Origin of the sequence: Enterovibrio gelatinilyticus, assembly GCF_028683095.1 — a bacterium.
Taxonomy (GTDB): Bacteria; Pseudomonadota; Gammaproteobacteria; order Enterobacterales; family Vibrionaceae; genus Enterovibrio; species Enterovibrio gelatinilyticus.
In genome coordinates, this window is sequence record NZ_JAJUBC010000011.1 from 111,244 (window position 1) to 127,046 (window position 15,803).

At 45.5% G+C, this 15,803-nt stretch carries 16 protein-coding genes; 6 read left to right on the plus strand and 10 right to left on the minus strand.

All coding sequences use genetic code 11. The features are described 5' to 3' along the window. Positions 1 to 224: 224 nt before the first annotated feature. Positions 225 to 911, plus strand: coding sequence for an SDR family oxidoreductase (locus LRP50_RS11455; RefSeq protein ID WP_274164599.1), 687 nt, complete (start codon positions 225 to 227; stop codon positions 909 to 911). 62 nt (positions 912 to 973) lie between these two features. On the opposite strand, the gene LRP50_RS11460 is transcribed toward LRP50_RS11455, so the two are convergent. The 4 genes from LRP50_RS11460 to LRP50_RS11475 form a co-directional block, all read right to left on the minus strand. Then, the gene (locus LRP50_RS11460; RefSeq protein WP_274164652.1) at positions 974 to 1,435 is read right to left on the minus strand and encodes an Hsp20 family protein; all 462 of its coding nucleotides are present in this window, start codon (positions 1,433 to 1,435) and stop codon (positions 974 to 976) included. 269 nt (positions 1,436 to 1,704) lie between these two features. Continuing rightward, positions 1,705 to 2,004, minus strand: a complete 300-nt coding sequence (locus tag LRP50_RS11465) for a hypothetical protein (protein WP_274164600.1) — start codon at positions 2,002 to 2,004, stop codon at positions 1,705 to 1,707. 102 nt (positions 2,005 to 2,106) lie between these two features. Continuing rightward, on the minus strand, positions 2,107 to 2,871 hold the full coding sequence (locus LRP50_RS11470; protein ID WP_274164601.1) for an AraC family transcriptional regulator: 765 nt from the start codon (positions 2,869 to 2,871) through the stop codon (positions 2,107 to 2,109). 189 nt (positions 2,872 to 3,060) lie between these two features. Beyond that, positions 3,061 to 3,966 carry an AraC family transcriptional regulator gene (locus LRP50_RS11475; protein ID WP_274164602.1) on the minus strand — a complete coding sequence of 302 codons (906 nt, stop codon included), beginning with the start codon at positions 3,964 to 3,966 and terminating at the stop codon, positions 3,061 to 3,063. Between the two features lie 265 nt (positions 3,967 to 4,231). On the opposite strand from LRP50_RS11475, the gene LRP50_RS11480 reads away from it, so the two are divergent. Next, the gene (locus LRP50_RS11480) at positions 4,232 to 4,585 is read left to right on the plus strand and encodes a DUF6404 family protein (RefSeq protein ID WP_274164603.1); all 354 of its coding nucleotides are present in this window, start codon (positions 4,232 to 4,234) and stop codon (positions 4,583 to 4,585) included. A 143-nt stretch (positions 4,586 to 4,728) separates the two neighbouring features. Here LRP50_RS11480 and LRP50_RS11485 read toward each other — a convergent pair whose 3' ends face one another. The 4 genes from LRP50_RS11485 to LRP50_RS11500 form a co-directional block, all read right to left on the minus strand. Next, positions 4,729 to 5,577 (minus strand): ABC transporter permease, encoded by an 849-nt coding sequence (locus LRP50_RS11485; RefSeq protein WP_274164604.1) that lies wholly within the window; start codon positions 5,575 to 5,577, stop codon positions 4,729 to 4,731. Between the two features lie 8 nt (positions 5,578 to 5,585). Next, positions 5,586 to 6,842: an ABC transporter permease gene (locus LRP50_RS11490; protein WP_274164605.1), complete on the minus strand. Its 1,257-nt coding sequence runs from the start codon at positions 6,840 to 6,842 to the stop codon at positions 5,586 to 5,588. 71 nt (positions 6,843 to 6,913) lie between these two features. Next, complete coding sequence (locus tag LRP50_RS11495) at positions 6,914 to 8,002, minus strand: extracellular solute-binding protein (protein ID WP_274164606.1); 1,089 nt, start codon at positions 8,000 to 8,002, stop codon at positions 6,914 to 6,916. Positions 8,003 to 8,189: 187 nt separating this feature from the next. Then, positions 8,190 to 9,302 carry an ABC transporter ATP-binding protein gene (locus tag LRP50_RS11500; protein WP_274164607.1) on the minus strand — a complete coding sequence of 371 codons (1,113 nt, stop codon included), beginning with the start codon at positions 9,300 to 9,302 and terminating at the stop codon, positions 8,190 to 8,192. Between the two features lie 354 nt (positions 9,303 to 9,656). Here LRP50_RS11500 and LRP50_RS11505 point away from each other — a divergent pair, with 354 nt between their 5' ends. Next, complete coding sequence (locus LRP50_RS11505; protein WP_274164608.1) at positions 9,657 to 10,646, plus strand: ABC transporter substrate-binding protein; 990 nt, start codon at positions 9,657 to 9,659, stop codon at positions 10,644 to 10,646. A gap of 167 nt (positions 10,647 to 10,813) precedes the next feature. Here the strand turns inward: LRP50_RS11505 and LRP50_RS11510 are convergent, their stop codons facing one another. Both LRP50_RS11510 and LRP50_RS11515 read right to left on the minus strand, forming a co-directional pair. After that, positions 10,814 to 11,338 carry a hypothetical protein gene (locus LRP50_RS11510; RefSeq protein WP_274164609.1) on the minus strand — a complete coding sequence of 175 codons (525 nt, stop codon included), beginning with the start codon at positions 11,336 to 11,338 and terminating at the stop codon, positions 10,814 to 10,816. Between the two features lie 284 nt (positions 11,339 to 11,622). Beyond that, entirely contained in the window at positions 11,623 to 12,384 is a 762-nt protein-coding gene (locus LRP50_RS11515) for a ribonuclease H family protein (protein ID WP_274164610.1), read from the minus strand. Positions 12,385 to 12,634: 250 nt separating this feature from the next. On the opposite strand from LRP50_RS11515, the gene LRP50_RS11520 reads away from it, so the two are divergent. The 3 genes from LRP50_RS11520 (at position 12,635) to LRP50_RS11530 (ending at position 15,568) form a co-directional block, all read left to right on the plus strand. Then, entirely contained in the window at positions 12,635 to 12,982 is a 348-nt protein-coding gene (locus LRP50_RS11520) for a DOPA 4,5-dioxygenase family protein (RefSeq protein ID WP_274164611.1), read from the plus strand. Between the two features lie 150 nt (positions 12,983 to 13,132). Then, entirely contained in the window at positions 13,133 to 13,699 is a 567-nt protein-coding gene (locus LRP50_RS11525; RefSeq protein WP_274164612.1) for a DUF6151 family protein, read from the plus strand. 150 nt (positions 13,700 to 13,849) lie between these two features. Further along, on the plus strand, positions 13,850 to 15,568 hold the full coding sequence (locus tag LRP50_RS11530; protein ID WP_274164613.1) for an RluA family pseudouridine synthase: 1,719 nt from the start codon (positions 13,850 to 13,852) through the stop codon (positions 15,566 to 15,568). The last annotated feature ends 235 nt before the right edge of the window (positions 15,569 to 15,803 follow it).

The following is a 15,803-nucleotide window of genomic DNA, read 5'->3' on the forward strand; positions in this document are numbered from 1 at the left end:
ATCGAATCATAAATGACATCTGTATTAATTAAATGTTACCCAAAGGGTTATCCACCGTTTCTGTGGGTAACTTTATTTGCGAAGCGTAATATACTGAACAATCATGACTATTTTTCTATTCAGAACAATTTGCGACCAAAAACATAGAACATACAGTGAAATTTTCCCGATTTCTCAATGACATATAACCTGCCTAAAACTGCAGGCAAACGGAGGGGATTGATATGAATACAGTTTTAATTACGGGTGCCGCAAGGGGTATTGGCCTAGAACTGGTGAAGCAATTCTTAGAAAGTGGTAGCCAAGTTTTTGCCACCTATCGTGGTAACACACCACCCGCCTCTTTGACTGACTTGCTGTCCACTAATCGACTCTCTCTCAGACCGCTAGAAGTGACAGACCAAAACAGCATTGATGCCTTGACTGCGCTACTGGAAGGCATCTCTATCGATATTATCATCAATAATGCAGGTATCATTGGACCGCAGGATCAGTCCTACCACAATATGGATGTAAAAGGCTGGCTTGAAACGTTCGAAATCAACACGGTTGCCCCGCTGATGGTAACCAATGCATTACTTCCCAATCTGGCCATGAGTGATTCACCACGAGTCATTACCATATCAAGCCAGATGGGTTCACTCGAGCGTGAAGCGAAAGGCATGATCGCGTACAGAAGTTCTAAGGCTGCGGTTAACAAGGTAATGCAGGTGCTCGCGTTAGAACTCAAAGAACAAAACATTACCGTTTGTCCTGTGCATCCTGGTTGGGTGAAAACCGACATGGGTGGAGACAACGCTGATATATCAGTGCAAGAAAGCGCACGAGGAATTCTGAAACTAGCAAGAAATATAACAATTGCAGATACAGGAAAGTTTTTCACATGGGAAGGGACAGAACACCCATGGTAAATCGGATTTAATTAATAGCGCCAATATGAATGGCGCTATTATATTTATTTTAATAAATACTGTTATACAGTCATTTCTTTTTCAACATCAAAAATAGGCTTTTTATTTGTATTGATAGATACTGTTTTTGCTTTCATTGCTTCTGGAATAACTTTCAGGAGACTAATGGTCAACAAACCATTCTCCAAATCCGCGCCTGTGACTTCTACAAAGTCAGCAAGGTTGAATTTACGCTCGAAGGTGCGGTTAGCAATACCTTGATAGAGGAAGTTTTTGCCTTCCACTTTGTGCTTTTCACCACGGATTGACAACACTCCTCGCTCAACATTAATGTTAAGCTCTTCTTGTGTAAACCCCGCCACAGCAAGGGTTATCGCGTAGTTATTCTCTTCAAGCGATTCAATATTGTACGGAGGGTAACCACCCGCAGCACTTTCTGCGCGGAAGGCGTTATCCAACAATGACGCGAAGCGGTCAAAACCAACTGTGTTACGGTATAGCGGTGTCAAATCGATAGTTTTCATCATATATCCTCCAATGAAGCGATATTATTTATTTAATACTTGGGTTATCAAAAGTCGCACGAAAATCGCCACAACTTCCTCACCGATATATTTGGAGTCATACAATGTATCTTTCAAGACCTTCAACGAAATTAATTTACCTAAAACCCTAACCCTATGAATAACAAAAACATTAACGCAATGGAAATTCGAGGAATCTATTGAGTAAACATATTATTAACATCCGTGCATTGGGACGGGGATTTCATATTTCAAGTAGTGATAATAAATTAATATATGACGCTTTTCACGAGGGAATTTTTTAATGCAGACATACCGATTTTCCTCGTCTCTTCCTCACAGACCCTGTGCATACACGTATTCAAACAAAGGGATTGCACAGCGCGTTTTGACTCAACATTCAAACAGCTAAATTTAGAAGCACACAGCACCCCCGCAACAAAAAGTCTCTCCAACTCATCAACGCCAATTTCTATCTGCACCTTTGGAGGTAATTCGCTGTCTGTTTCTCTTCTTTGCACATTGCTGTCTACACCAATGCGCCGGCTGGCATCTTTTGTTGGCCGCATTTGCTTTCTCCCCTCTAATATATATTTACATTAGATGAGAATGAATATCATTTCAATGAATTTACGGTGTAAATTTCAACCACGCGGGTGAGATCAAAGTGACTAAATGTAGCGTCTAGGCGTATCGCCCGTCATTTTTCGGAAGAAGCTAATGAACGCGCTGTCACTGGAAAAAGAGAGCGAGTCTGCCACCTCACACACTCTCGTACCTTCAGAGAGCCTTTCAATTGCCGCTTGCAAACGCCACTGTTGACGCCAAGATTGGTAAGGCATCCCCGTTTCTCTTGTGAAGATTCGACTGATCGTTTTTGCACTAGCGCCAATGTGAGTCGCCATATCAATTAAGTGCTCAGGCAATCGCTTTCCTTCCATGACGTCAGTTAGCCAATCCGACAAACGACGATCTGTCGGAAGCTTCAACGAAAAATACTCCGGCTCTGCAGTATTAAGCTCTTCGCAAAACAATGACAAAATCGTCTGCTGCTCTTCTATCGATTTATCCCACTCCCAATAAGCCATACGCTCAATCAACTCACGAAGAAGGCCATTTACCGCAAATATTCTTATCTCTTGAGGAAGGCTAGATGAAACACTGCGATCGACGTATAAGGAGCGATACGCAACGACATTTCTCATCACCGCAGAATGTTCAGTACCCGAAGGGATCCACGCCGCTCTAGATGGAGGTAATACACACCAAAAGCCATCAAGCCTTATGCTCATACACCCAGAAGACGCGAACAAGAGTTGGTGCTTACGATGCCGATGTACACCCGCATCATGCTTACCCACTTGTGCTGCCACACCAACAATCAAGTTGTTGATCTGATCAGCATTGAATCTTGTTGTTTCGTTAATCTCTGCCATCTATACCAAACTTACCCTTAAAACTCGTGAATCAGTACGAGCATAGAGAGGCAATTGGTTTACTTTTCGTAGAAGAACGGTGAGATCAGGTTGTGTAGGGATACAGTTCAATAAGTCAGATTGCAAACCTAAAGAATCGCCCGCAATACAGCGGGCGAGTAGAGACATAGCGAAATATGTGGTGGGATCCTACACTTTTATCGCCGTACAAAAGCTGACATCAGCATGTTGTGTTTGTGGATCAAAGCTATGGTAGAGCTCAAAACAAGGGCGATTATCATTTTCAAACCCTGATTCAATAACGTCTGCCATAATGTCATCCCACGCAGAAGCGTATTGATTGAAATCCGTCATTGTCTTTCGCATCACACCGTAGTTGCCTCCTGGAAAATCTTGAAGCTCAATCCCGGGCATCACGTCCGTATCCGCTGGCACCATTAAACAGATATCTGTTCGACACTTCTCTGCTGGGGTGATTTCAGGATTATCATGGTAGATAAAGATGCTAGTACAACCTGCCAGCCCTTTCGGCCCAGCCCATTGATAAAGACGGCCCGCAGCCTCGTCATATCCTTCCCCATAAGGACCTGTGACACGAACAAAAGCCAAGGTTGCGGGTTCAAAAGTTTGCGTTTCCATATATTCACTCCGTTGTTTTGTGTTAGTGGAGCCAGTATATGGATAGCTATCATCGCCAGCGTTTCCAATCTTGCGCAAAGCGTGTCCAATCTTGCTGCTTCGAGATAACTCTGAAAATGCTGCTAAGTTGGGGCAATCTCTAAACGCACTAGGCGAAACCCCAAAATGTTGATTAAAGGCTTTTGCTAGGCTTTGAGAGGATGAAAACCCATAGTCCAAAGCCACATTCATCACGGGTTGTTTGTTCTTAAAGAGATCATCCGCAGCGGATTCCAGCCTTAAGCGCCGAATATAGTCAGCCAGTGTTTCTTTCTGTACGGCTTTGAATGTGCGATGAAAGTGATACGGGGACAAGTTTGCAAGGGCAGCCACCTCAGTGAGATTCAACGGATCATTGAAGTGTTTTTCCAAATAACGAATAACAGGGCGCAACCGTTTTTTATAGTCCACTTTCATCAATGCTGTCTCTTTTCTCGATTTAACAAACACGCACACTATCGAACACGTTTTAGTCAAGCAAGTTCAACCGCTTGATATCTGAGCTACATCATTTGAAATTCGACACGTCACACGTCAATACTCTCTCAGCGTATAACATCGAGAAAATGCGGTGAAAAAACCAGCTCGACGAGAGCAGAGTCACCAAATAAGAGGACTTCGCTTCAATATGCAAATGGTTTAGGTATAGTTCCGAACATTGAGTTGTAGACAGTGAAGAACCATGGATTTCGAACAACACTTAGATCGTGCACACCAAGTACTTCTAAAGAAAGGATTTTCTGGCGCAGCCATCAATCCCATCATCTACCGTCTTGCACGCAAGGTGGGTATCAAACTACCACCACCTCAATTCGCGCATTTTGGCGCGAACATTCTTGCAGGCACTTTGTGGTTTGGCACGCTATGGGGCGTCATCATGTGGTTTATGCAATGGCAAACACTGGGGGTTTCTCTAAGTTACGCCGTTAATGCATCACTGATCACAGGGATGTTCTTTGGTCTATTGATGTCGATTTGGTACAGAATTAGCGCAAAACGTAAGTCCGTCCCTAGCTGGCAATCGCTGGCTGAATAGATTGTCTGGTCTGCCAGCTATCTCATTTGGGGGAATGGATCGCTGGCAGATCAGCACTAAAAAAGCACGATGGCATCATCGTGCTTTTTATCTCTGCGAGACCTGTCCGAAAACAACTCACTAACACGACTAGAATCTGTCGCTTATTCTTCAATACCTCGCAATCGCGCACTGCGTCGGCGCAAAAACTCTAGCGTCGTCAGCAAAGCAATCGAAAGCACCACCAACAAGGTTGCCGCCGCGAGAATCGTTGGACTAATTTCCTCACGTATTCCCGACCACATCTGGATCGGTAAAGTACTTTGCTCCGGACCCGCAATAAACAACACCACGACGACCTCATCAAACGATGTGATAAATGCGAACAAGGCACCCGAAATCACCCCAGGTGTCACCAATGGCAAGACCACTTTAAAGAAAGTTGTCACTGGATTTGCACCTAAGCTTGCTGCTGCGCGAGTTAACGAGTGATCAAACCCGCTTAGTGTTGCGGTCACTGTGATTACCACAAAAGGGATCCCTAATGCAGTATGAGCCAATACAACACCCACATACGTGTGAGTAAGTTGGAAACGGGAAAAGAAGAAGAACATCGCAGCTGCCGATATAATCAGTGGCACTATCATTGGCGAGATCAAAATCGCCATGACCAAGTCCTTATAAGGCATGTAGCGGCTTGATAGCCCCAATGCAGCAATTGTCCCTAATACTGTCGCTAGAAAGGTCGAAGCAATCGCAACAATAATGCTGTTCTTAACGGCTGATTGCCAAGCATCCGAAGTAAAGAAATCTTCATACCAGCGCAGTGAATAGCCCGCGGGGTCGAAACTCAACATCTCTTGCGTGAATGTAAAATAAGGCTGAGCATTAAAACTTAGCGGTAAAATAACCAGCAACGGACCAATCAAAAACAAAAATATTGCTGCACAAATCACGCGGAAAACAACAAACCATACTTTTTCGCCGGTCGTCGCACATTCTGGTAATGCCATTGTTATCCCTACCCTAACTTCACGTTGTCGACGCCAACTAGACGGTTATAAAGCCAATACAAAATCATCACGACCACCAGCAAAATAGAAGCGATAGCCGCAGCCAAACCCCAATTCAAAGACGTTTGCATGTGGTAAGCAATGAAGTTGGTAATAAATGTGCCGGTTTGCCCCCCTACTAGAGCAGGAGTAATGTAGTAACCAATTGAAAGGATAAACACCAAAATCGAACCTGCGCCAATGCCTGGTAATGTTTGAGGGAAATAGACTCGACGGAATGCCATCGCTTGCGTTGCGCCCATCGAACGCGCAGCACGCATATAGCTTGGTGATATAGTTTTCATCACAGAATAAAGCGGTAAAATCATAAACGGCAGTAAGATATGCGTCATCGCAATCAAGGTGCCTGTTTGGTTGTAAATCATTTGGATCCGACTTTCGTCGTCTAACACCCCTGCTCCCACCATCAGGTCATTCAGCACGCCTTGCTGCTGCAAAATGGCAATCCAAGTTGCGGTTCGAACCAGCAATGATGTCCAAAATGGCAGAAGAACCAAGATCATCAGCATATTGGCTTTTTTAGGTGGCAAGTTAGCCAGCAAATACGCAATGGGGTAACCCAATAACAAGCAAAGGAAGGTGATAGACATGCTCATGTAGAGCGTGCGCCAGAACAGAGAGTTATAAATTTGCAGATATTCAGGTTGAGCAACAATGTCACCGTTGTCGTCATACCTAAGATCGACGGCATTAAGGTAGTAAGACAAGGTATAAGGCGATGACTCGCGCTCGATCAGTTTCCAAACACTAATATCCCCCCAGCGTTTATCCACTTTTACCATTGCTTCTTTGTATGGTCCATCCGTCATACGTTTTGATTTACGCGCCGATTTCATGATCAACGAGCGCATACCTGATTTCTCGTAGTTTAAACGAGAGGCAGCCTTACCAATATTTCTCGCTTCAGCGCCAATTTGTAAATCTGACACCAACGCGGCATACACTTCTTCACTCGGTAACTCGTTACCATCCCAGCTTTCAAGTGCCGCCGTGGTTTGCGGTAGATAAGTATGTACTTCAGGGTTTTCAACACTGCGTTGTAGCATGTCAAAAATAGGGAGCACGAAGGCGATGAGCAAAAACGCCAACAATGGGGCGACAAGCATAAAAGCTTTGATTTTATTGCGACGAATCGAGCGCTGTTGGCTCACGCGTAGTGATACACCGTCTGCCGTTTTAATGTCGTTGGCTGTACTTCCTTGCACCACACTCTCCCTACTTAACGAAACGCAAAAGGCAGGGATCGCGAAAAACGATCACCCGCCAATACTTCAATTTATTGCGCTAACCACGCATTAAAACGCTGAGCTAGCTCATCACCGTTATCCGCCCAGAACTCATCATCTTTCGGAATAGCAGTTGCGAAGTTAGGTCCGTATGTTGGCATATGTGGTTTCATGTCAATGCCAGTATCCGCGTGCGTTGTCACCATAGCTGCTGAAGAGTTACGCGCTGGACCATAAGAAATGTATTTTGCTTGGTCAGCCAAACGCTGTGAGTCAGTAGCAAAGCGCAGATAATCTTTCACTTTGTCCATTTTGCCTTTTGGCACAACCCAACCGTCTAGCTCAAATACCTGACCATCCCAAATGATGTCGAACGGTTGTTTCTCGTTCACTGCAGCATTGAAAATACGGCCATTGTATGCAGAAGCAAACGCAACTTCTTTGTCCGCCAATAGTTGTGGCGGCTGTGCACCTTCTTCCCACCAAATAACTGAGTCTTTAATGGTATCGAGCTTTTTAAATGCACGCTGAACACCTTGCTCAGTACCGAGCACCTCGTAAACATCCGACGCTGGTACACCATCTGCAATCAGAGCCCACTCAAGGTTGTTAATTGGCTTTTTCTGAAGTGAGCGCTTGCCTGGGAAGTTTTTCAGGTCAAACACATCCTGAATCTTGCTTGGTTGATTGCCAGCAAACATCTCTGAGTTAAACGCAACAATATTGGAGTAAACAATAGAAGGGACGAAGCACTCACTCAGCGATCCAGCAAGGAAATCTTTGGTTGCCGCAGTACCATCAGGAGCAGCAGCCAACAAAACATCGTGATCTAGAGGCTCAGCCAAACCTTCATCACACGCAACAATTGCATCTGATGGAAGAATATCAACCAAATCCCATGTCACATTTCCAGACTCAACTTGCGCACGTAGGCCCGACAGGCCGTTTTGTGCTTTATCAATGTTAACGACTTTTTGACCAGTCTTCGCTGTCCATGGTTCATGATAGGCTTTAGTCTGGCTTGCAGTATATGCACCACCCCAAGAAACAACATTGAGTGACTCTTCAGCAGCCATTGCCGTTGAAGCAACACCCGTAAAACCAGCCAGAATGGCAACATGTAACGCGAGTTTTTTCATTGTATTCATCCTTAATTCTTTCGCATATTGATGTCTGAGCAGGATAAGGACTCCACTTCTTAGCCTAAAATTAGGCGAAAGAAAAACGACGTTCCTGACTTGCTCAATCTTTTCCCGATCTTTATATCGTTTTCATTTCCGGCAGAGCATTTTCGTTTCAGCGCTAACGCACGAGCCTTTGTTGCAATTAAGAAGCATCGAGCGCTCTACAGTCATCTTGCGACCAACCAATACTGATCATGTCACCACGTCGCAAATCAGGGTGACCTTCGGCATTCGGCGTTTTAATAATAAACTCGTCACTATCGCAGACCTTCACGCGAGTTCGCAGGTGATCACCGAGGTAAATAACTTCTTCTACCTTGGCATCAAAAATGTTGGGTAACGCCCCTTGCGCAGGGTTGATAACAATACGCTCTGGTCGTAAAGATAAAGTAGAGATGTCACCCGCCTTATTCACAGCAACGGGATTGGCGGTAATGATGTCGCCATTGGGGACTTGAACCTTGCAATGGTTGTCATCTAGCGACAGCACGTCACCTTTCAAGCGGTTGTTCTCACCGATAAACTGCGCAACAAACGCATTGGCAGGACGCTCATAAAGCTCTTCAGGTGTCGCCAATTGCTGCACAATGCCATCGTTAAATACAGCAATGCGATCAGACATCGTGAGGGCTTCAGATTGATCGTGGGTGACGTAAATCATGGTCACGCCCAAATCTTCTTGAATATGTTTGATCTCGTATTGCATCTCTTCGCGAAGATTTTTGTCTAGGGCGCCAAGCGGTTCATCCATCAAGACCAACTCGGGTTCAAACACCAAAGCACGCGCGACAGCAACGCGTTGCTGCTGACCACCAGACAAATGTGCGGGGCGACGATGACCAAATTCAGAAAGACGAACCATATCGAGCGCTCGCTTCACTTTCTTTTCAACATCGGATTTAGACATGTTGCGAACTTGCAAAGGGAACGCGAGGTTTTCTTCCACTGTCATGTGAGGAAAAAGCGCGTAGTTTTGGAAGACCAATCCAATGCCACGTTTGTGTGGCGGAAGTGTTTTAATCGGATTGCCGTTGAGAAAGATGTCACCATGGGTTGGCTGTTCAAAACCCGCCATCATCATGAGTACCGTCGACTTTCCTGATCCTGAAGGACCAAGCAGAGTGATGAATTCACCTTGCTCGATATCCATTTCGAACCCTTTGACCACCAACGTTCTACCATCATAGCTCTTTTGGATATTATCGAACTTTACGAAGGGAAATGGTGAATCCTTTGAATATTCATCCTGTTGCATCTCTCGAGCATTCCTTACACCTCTAAACAAACATAAGCGTATAACATGCCCGTAACATTGACCAAAACGCATACTAACTTGTGAGAGACTGATCAAAGCTATCTCATGCAAAAGTGCACTTCTCTCAACAAGAAAATCAACCAGTTAGCGTAATAAGATCACGTTTATAAACAAGGAGTAAACATCAGTTGCACCGCCTTTGTTATCCTGAACACAGATATACAAAATCACCTTACTTCGATTGTTGCGAGATATTATCGGTCAAAGCGTATCAAGTCGTGACTTCCCTCCCTACTCACGAAGTCTGTCAGCTATATGATTCAACTCTGTATTCTTTTGTTTGAGGCGATAAAAATGTTTGTACGGTTAACTCCTTTGGCTTTACTTGTTGCTCTGTCTCCGTTTGCACAAGCCGACGAATGTGGCGATGTCACCATTGCCGATATGAACTGGAATTCGGCGACGCTGATGGCACACGTTGATCAGTTCATCCTTGAAAACGGATATGATTGCAACGCGGAACTCGTTCCCGGCGATACCATGCCAACAGGCGTATCTATGACGGAAAAAGGAGAACCTGACATTGCGCCCGAATTTTGGAGCAACTCGCACAAGGACATGCTCCAAAAAGGCGTAGATGAAGGCAAACTTCGATTCGCTGGCAAAGCTTTTTCTGAAGGCGGCGAGGAAGGCTTCTGGGTACCGAAATACATGGTCGATAAGCATCCTGAACTAGCTACCATCGAGGGCATTAAAGCCAATGCAAAACTCTTCCCTCACCCAGAAGATGATACAAAATCAGCATTCATGACCTGTCCTTCAGGCTGGACATGCCAGGTCACTGCAGGACATCTGTTTGATGCTCTGAATATGGAAGAATCTGGTTTTGAGCTGGTTGACCCCGGCTCTGGTGCAGCGCTCGCTGGCTCTATCGCTCGCGCATACGACCGCGGGAATTCATGGTTAGGTTATTACTGGTCACCAACGCCTGTATTAGGTCGTTATGACATGGTCAACGTCGATTTCGGTGTAGAGGCAGATCCGGCGCACTATGAAAGCTGCATTACCCAAGAAGACTGCGAAAACCCAAAAGTAACGGCCTACCCGCCGTCGGCAGTGAATACCATCACCACAGAGTCTTTTGCTCAAGAATCACCCGCGGCATATGAATACATTTCTAAACGTGCCTACGCCAATGCCGACATGAGCGCCATGATGGCATGGATGGAAGAAAACCAAGCAGACGGAGAAATTGCAGCGTTTGAGTTCTTGGAATCCTACCCACATGTTTGGACCCAGTGGGTACCTGCAAATGTGGCAGATAAAGTGAAAAAAGCGCTGTAATACTCCTGAGGTGTTGGTGGCGAGGTTCGCGCCAAGATTTCGCCAACAATAAGCAATAATGCAACAAACAGATCAAAAAACGGCTTAAGGGATTATCCCTTAAGCCGTTCTTCATTATATGTATGAGTTTCATTCAACGACGACAATGTCACTCACGGACTTGAGAATTACTCGACCGTTATCGTGATGTAATTGGTAACAAACGGAACAATGGTTGCTTCACCCGTTGCGTGATAATCCGTTCCTGTTTTTTCACTTTCCAATTTAAAGTAATACGTCCCTGACGCGATAACTCGGCTTTGATAGTTACTCGAGTTAAAGAGCACTTTATCATCTAAAAGCCAGCCTTCAGATGTCACTTCATAAAGATAGCCATCACAATCCACTGCACCGATACGAGGGTGAACACAACTTTGCAAATAGATTTCAGTTTTTGACTTGGGATTTTTTTGCGTCTTGGTGATTTCGATTGAACCATAGTCTTTCTTAGTTCGAGTCGCGTTAGTGGTGTAAATGGCTTCTTCTTCAATGGTGTACCCTTTATCGCTATTAATTACTGGAGCACTGCCAACTGAGCCCAGCACCCCATTAATTGCGCCATTCACACCTTCATTAACCACTTGACCCAAATCATTACTCGCGCAACCCGTCAACATCATCGTCAACACGATGGCAAATGTTTGTTTTTTCATCATCTTTCCCTTTACGATTGTCATCCCTCGCCAAGCAGAGAAGCCTAACATTTGCGCAACAAGATGAATATTCGTACAAAAGGCAACTATAACAAAGTAGGAAGTGATCGCATTAGGCAAGCACAGGTCGACACACATTGTAATCATTGGCGTGCGCTATGCATCAAAACCAATCCATTAAAGCATCGAATAAGTCATAAACTAAAAAAAATCAATACGGTGAATTGATAGGTGATGGTGGAGAAGCGTACTTTCTGTCTATACCATCACCTTTGACGCCGCTTCTAACCTTTTCGAAACGCTAATATTTCTTCAATATCATCCGTTTCTCGGAACAAAGTTAGACCTTGATCTTGACGCTCAATCGCTACGATCGACATTCTGTCAGCCAATTCATTGCCTTCAATGCCAACGTGACCATTCACGTGATGGATCGTGATGTCAGATTTCATTGATTGATAAAGCGCATAAGCCGACTGAATGATGTCGAGGTTTTTAATTTCACCGCCTGCCTTTTTCCAGCCTTTTTTCTCCCACCCTTCAGCCCACTTTGTCACACAATCGATGGAGTATTTTGAGTCACAATAAATCGCCACGGACTGCTTTTTTTCAAGCTTCTCTTGCGCAAGCATGAACGCTTGTTCTAGCCCATGCAGCTCTGCGGTGTTGTTTGTTCCTAGCTGTTGATAAAGGCCATACCACAACTCACTAATAACGTTGTTTTCGTACACCGCAAGCCCAGTGCCTGCCTCGCCTGGGTTTGGCTCACACGCGCCATCAGTGAAAATCTTAATATCAAAAGGCATGTCTGTGATTTGTGCTTGAGTCAGCGCTGCAGGCTTAGCTTTCGCTGCGGTTTTGGCGGCAGAAGGCTTATAGGATGCAGATCCTGCTTTACCACCGAACGCGGCTTCTGCCTCAGCAAGTGACGGAAATGATTTGAATTTTGCACCTTGAAAGCCATCAACTTGCGCTTTGCACTGTGCCCAGTCAGTGTAAATGCCACTCTTACGACCTTTCCACACAACATAATATTTTTTAGCCAAACCGAATCCTTACTTAATCATTGAGGGAAAACAGTGCCAGTGTTTTGAATACTCTTTCATACAGCGATTGCCTTACCAATGTCATTATTCATAAATCTGCAGCAGACGCTATACCCAAACAACCTGAAGATGCAGGTTGATTGGGTATCTACAACAAGAACTGGTGCATAGGTATATGTAAATATCTCATGGAATCTTCACAGACAAATGCGCTAGGCTGGGATAAATATTCAAGGCTGAGGAGACAAGGATGGACAGCCCAAAAAAACCGATTAATGCGCATAAAGCGTATCACGCACATGTGTACTTTGATGCAAACACATTGGACGCTGCAAAGCGACTATATGAAAAAACCAAAAACGCGTTTTCACTCAAACTCGGACGAATACATGAAAGACCCGTTGGCCCCCACACAATGTGGAGTTATCAGGTGCTTTTCTTTGATACCGATTTTGACAGCTTCATTCCTTGGCTGGATGAGCAACGTGACGCGCTCAATGTATTGGTGCATGCAAGTACCGGCAACGATCTGGCAGACCACACACAGCACGCTTACTGGCTAGGAAATGCCGTAGAGCTCGACCTACGCGGCTTTTAAACAAAAACACAGAATCGTTTATGAGACAGGCACTAAAGTGCCTTTCTCAACACTGGCTCCTTGACGCCATTCGTTATAGCTTCGAGGAGCGCTTTAGTCACGATTCAAGGAATCGACTAAGTATTAATATTTAACAAATGGAATTCTCCTATGACAGATTTATCATTGCAGTGTGATTGCGGCGCATTAAAAGGCACAGTCAAGAATGTATCACCCAAGAAAGGCAACCATATGGTTTGCTACTGTGACGATTGTCAGGGCTTCGCAAAGTACATTGGCAGTGAGGAGAAATGGTTAGATGAATTTGGCGGCACAGATTTATTCCAACTGGCACCTTCGCAAGTGGAAATCCATCAAGGGGCAGACCAACTGCGCTGCATGCGCATGACACCCAAAGGCGTTTATCGCTTCTACACAGCTTGTTGTCACTCCCCCATCGTAAACACCATCAGCAGAAAGATGCCGTTTGCAGGCATTCCGCTCACCGCGCTTCATGGTGAAGGCAAAGACGCCGCTGTTGGCCCAGTGAAATGTTATGTCATGGGCAAATTTGCCAAAGGCACACCACCGACGAACCCGCACCCTAAGTTTTCCTTTGCCTCACTCGTGGCCGTGATGTCATTCATGCTCAAGAATAAAATTCAGGGAAATAACGTGCCAACGCCGTTTTTCAATGACAACGGCCATGCCGTCGTAAAGCCAGATAAACGCGATTAATACCTAGAGATTCTGGCTAGCCGTGATAAAGCGTAATGCACAGAAAGTAGTCTTTACCGTCGTAACTATTAGTACCGTTAACTAAAGTAGTATTTCTCCCCTAAACAGGTAAAATCACGCCCCCAATCGAGTTGCTGATAGACTTTTACCATGCACACAGACGCACCGTTCACCCCAGACGGGCTATTTACCCGCTTTAACGTCGATATCGATCATCTCGAATTGCCGAGCGCGTTTACCTTCCCGTTTTACTATCAGCCACACCCGCTTTGTGTGCTTGCTGCGCAAGAACTGCAGCAACACCTTGCCACGCAAATCGATTGGCAACATGACTTTGGGCTTAACAGTGAGCACGAACTGGATGGCGAAAATACGGCAGAAGGCACAGGTAAAATGTTTGGCGTCTTGCTGGTGCGCTCTCCACGCGGGGAGCTCGGCTATTTCAGTGCGTTTTCAGGCAAAATTGCTGATCAAAACATCCTGCCGAATTTCGTACCGCCTGTGTTTGATATGCTGGCCGAGGAATGTTTCTTCCAAACCGAATTGGAAGCGATCACCGCCCTTAACGCGCAAGTCACTGCCCTTTCTGCCAACCCTCAAATATCGCACTTGAGTGGCAAACTAGCGCAATACCAAGCCGACTACAAAGCGCTAGAGCACCAACAGCGCCAAACCATGATTGAAGGACGCGCAGAGCGTAAACAGCAGCGTCAGCACGCTGAAGCCCACTTGACGGGCGAGGCGTTGAACGCCGCGCTAGAGCAACTTGCCAAGCAAAGCGTTGCCGAGAAAAACGACCTCAAGTACCTCAAGATGGCATGGGACGATAAAATCGATACCCTTCAATCTGAGTTAACTGAGCTAACCGCCGCAATCGACCATGCGAAGCAGCAACGTAAAACTTTGTCGAACGCCCTGCAAAACAAGCTGTTTGAGCAATATTGCTTCCTCAATGCGCGCGGTGAAGAAAAATCACTCAACGCCATTTTTGCCCCAACCACTAGCCCAACGCCGCCTGCGGGTGCAGGGGAATGCGCTGCGCCTAAGCTGCTGCACTATGCCTACAAACACGGATATACCCCGCTCGCGATGGCGGAGTTTTGGTGGGGCGTTTCTCCAAAATCAGAAGTGCGTCAGCATAAAAAGTTCTACCCATCGTGCCACGGCAAGTGCAATCCCATTCTGGGGCACATGCTGGAAGGGTTAACGGTAGACCCAAACCCGCTCGAAACCAACTGGGCAGAAGACAAAGCGTTAGAGGTGGTTTATCAGGACGAGGCCATCATCGTGGTGAACAAACCGTCAGGCCTGCTTTCCGTGCCGGGCAAAACCATTAAAGATTCGGCCTACACCCGCGTGATTGCCATGCTGCCAGAGGTTGAAGAGATCTTTGTTCTGCATCGATTAGACATGGCAACATCAGGCTTACTGGTATTCGCCCTGACACGGCGTGCAAACAAGAACCTGCAAAAACAGTTCATCACCCGCGGTGTTGAAAAGCGCTATGTCGCCATGGTGGAAGGTATTGTTGAGCAGCAAAGCGGTGAAATTAACTTGCCGATGCGTGGCGACCCTGACGACAGACCCCGCCAATTAGTCTGCTTTGAACATGGTAAATCCGCGACAACCTATTGGCAGCTTATTCTAACCGAAAATGGTCAAAGCAAGCTTCACATGTACCCCAAAACAGGTCGTACTCATCAACTCCGCGTGCATTGCGCACACGTGATGGGGCTGAATATGCCAATGGTTGGCGACGGTTTATATGGTGAACCCGACACACGCCTTCACCTGCATGCAGAACAACTTTCATTTGATCACCCTTACACGCACCAACGCATGACATTCAATGCAGAGTGTGAGTTTTAAAGTCTTGCTACATATCGAAGTAGGGCTAGGAAGTTTGTTTCAAATGTTCAACCCGCCCCTGCGATAAAAATTATCTCTAAGGACCGTTTTAAAAATACGGTCCTGTGTTGATTACTGTAAACCATAGGCTACACGTAAAGTTAACAGATACTCGCCATTGCAATAAAAACTTATAAGTTATTAATCTAAATGGTTAATTATTTTTCACGCACATAAAAAGCAAACTCACATAAGT

Coding starts and splice junctions, on each gene's coding strand:
- LRP50_RS11470 (WP_274164601.1), bottom strand. CDS start 2,871: ATGGCAGAGATTAACGAAACAACAAGATTCAATGCTGATCAGATCAAC.
- LRP50_RS11530 (WP_274164613.1), top strand. CDS start 13,850: ATGCACACAGACGCACCGTTCACCCCAGACGGGCTATTTACCCGCTTT.
- LRP50_RS11505 (WP_274164608.1), top strand. CDS start 9,657: ATGTTTGTACGGTTAACTCCTTTGGCTTTACTTGTTGCTCTGTCTCCG.
- LRP50_RS11480 (WP_274164603.1), top strand. CDS start 4,232: ATGGATTTCGAACAACACTTAGATCGTGCACACCAAGTACTTCTAAAG.
- LRP50_RS11485 (WP_274164604.1), bottom strand. CDS start 5,577: ATGGCATTACCAGAATGTGCGACGACCGGCGAAAAAGTATGGTTTGTT.
- LRP50_RS11455 (WP_274164599.1), top strand. CDS start 225: ATGAATACAGTTTTAATTACGGGTGCCGCAAGGGGTATTGGCCTAGAA.
- LRP50_RS11460 (WP_274164652.1), bottom strand. CDS start 1,435: ATGAAAACTATCGATTTGACACCGCTATACCGTAACACAGTTGGTTTT.
- LRP50_RS11495 (WP_274164606.1), bottom strand. CDS start 8,002: ATGAAAAAACTCGCGTTACATGTTGCCATTCTGGCTGGTTTTACGGGT.
- LRP50_RS11525 (WP_274164612.1), top strand. CDS start 13,133: ATGACAGATTTATCATTGCAGTGTGATTGCGGCGCATTAAAAGGCACA.
- LRP50_RS11475 (WP_274164602.1), bottom strand. CDS start 3,966: ATGAAAGTGGACTATAAAAAACGGTTGCGCCCTGTTATTCGTTATTTG.
- LRP50_RS11520 (WP_274164611.1), top strand. CDS start 12,635: ATGGACAGCCCAAAAAAACCGATTAATGCGCATAAAGCGTATCACGCA.
- LRP50_RS11465 (WP_274164600.1), bottom strand. CDS start 2,004: ATGCGGCCAACAAAAGATGCCAGCCGGCGCATTGGTGTAGACAGCAAT.
- LRP50_RS11510 (WP_274164609.1), bottom strand. CDS start 11,338: ATGAAAAAACAAACATTTGCCATCGTGTTGACGATGATGTTGACGGGT.
- LRP50_RS11500 (WP_274164607.1), bottom strand. CDS start 9,302: ATGCAACAGGATGAATATTCAAAGGATTCACCATTTCCCTTCGTAAAG.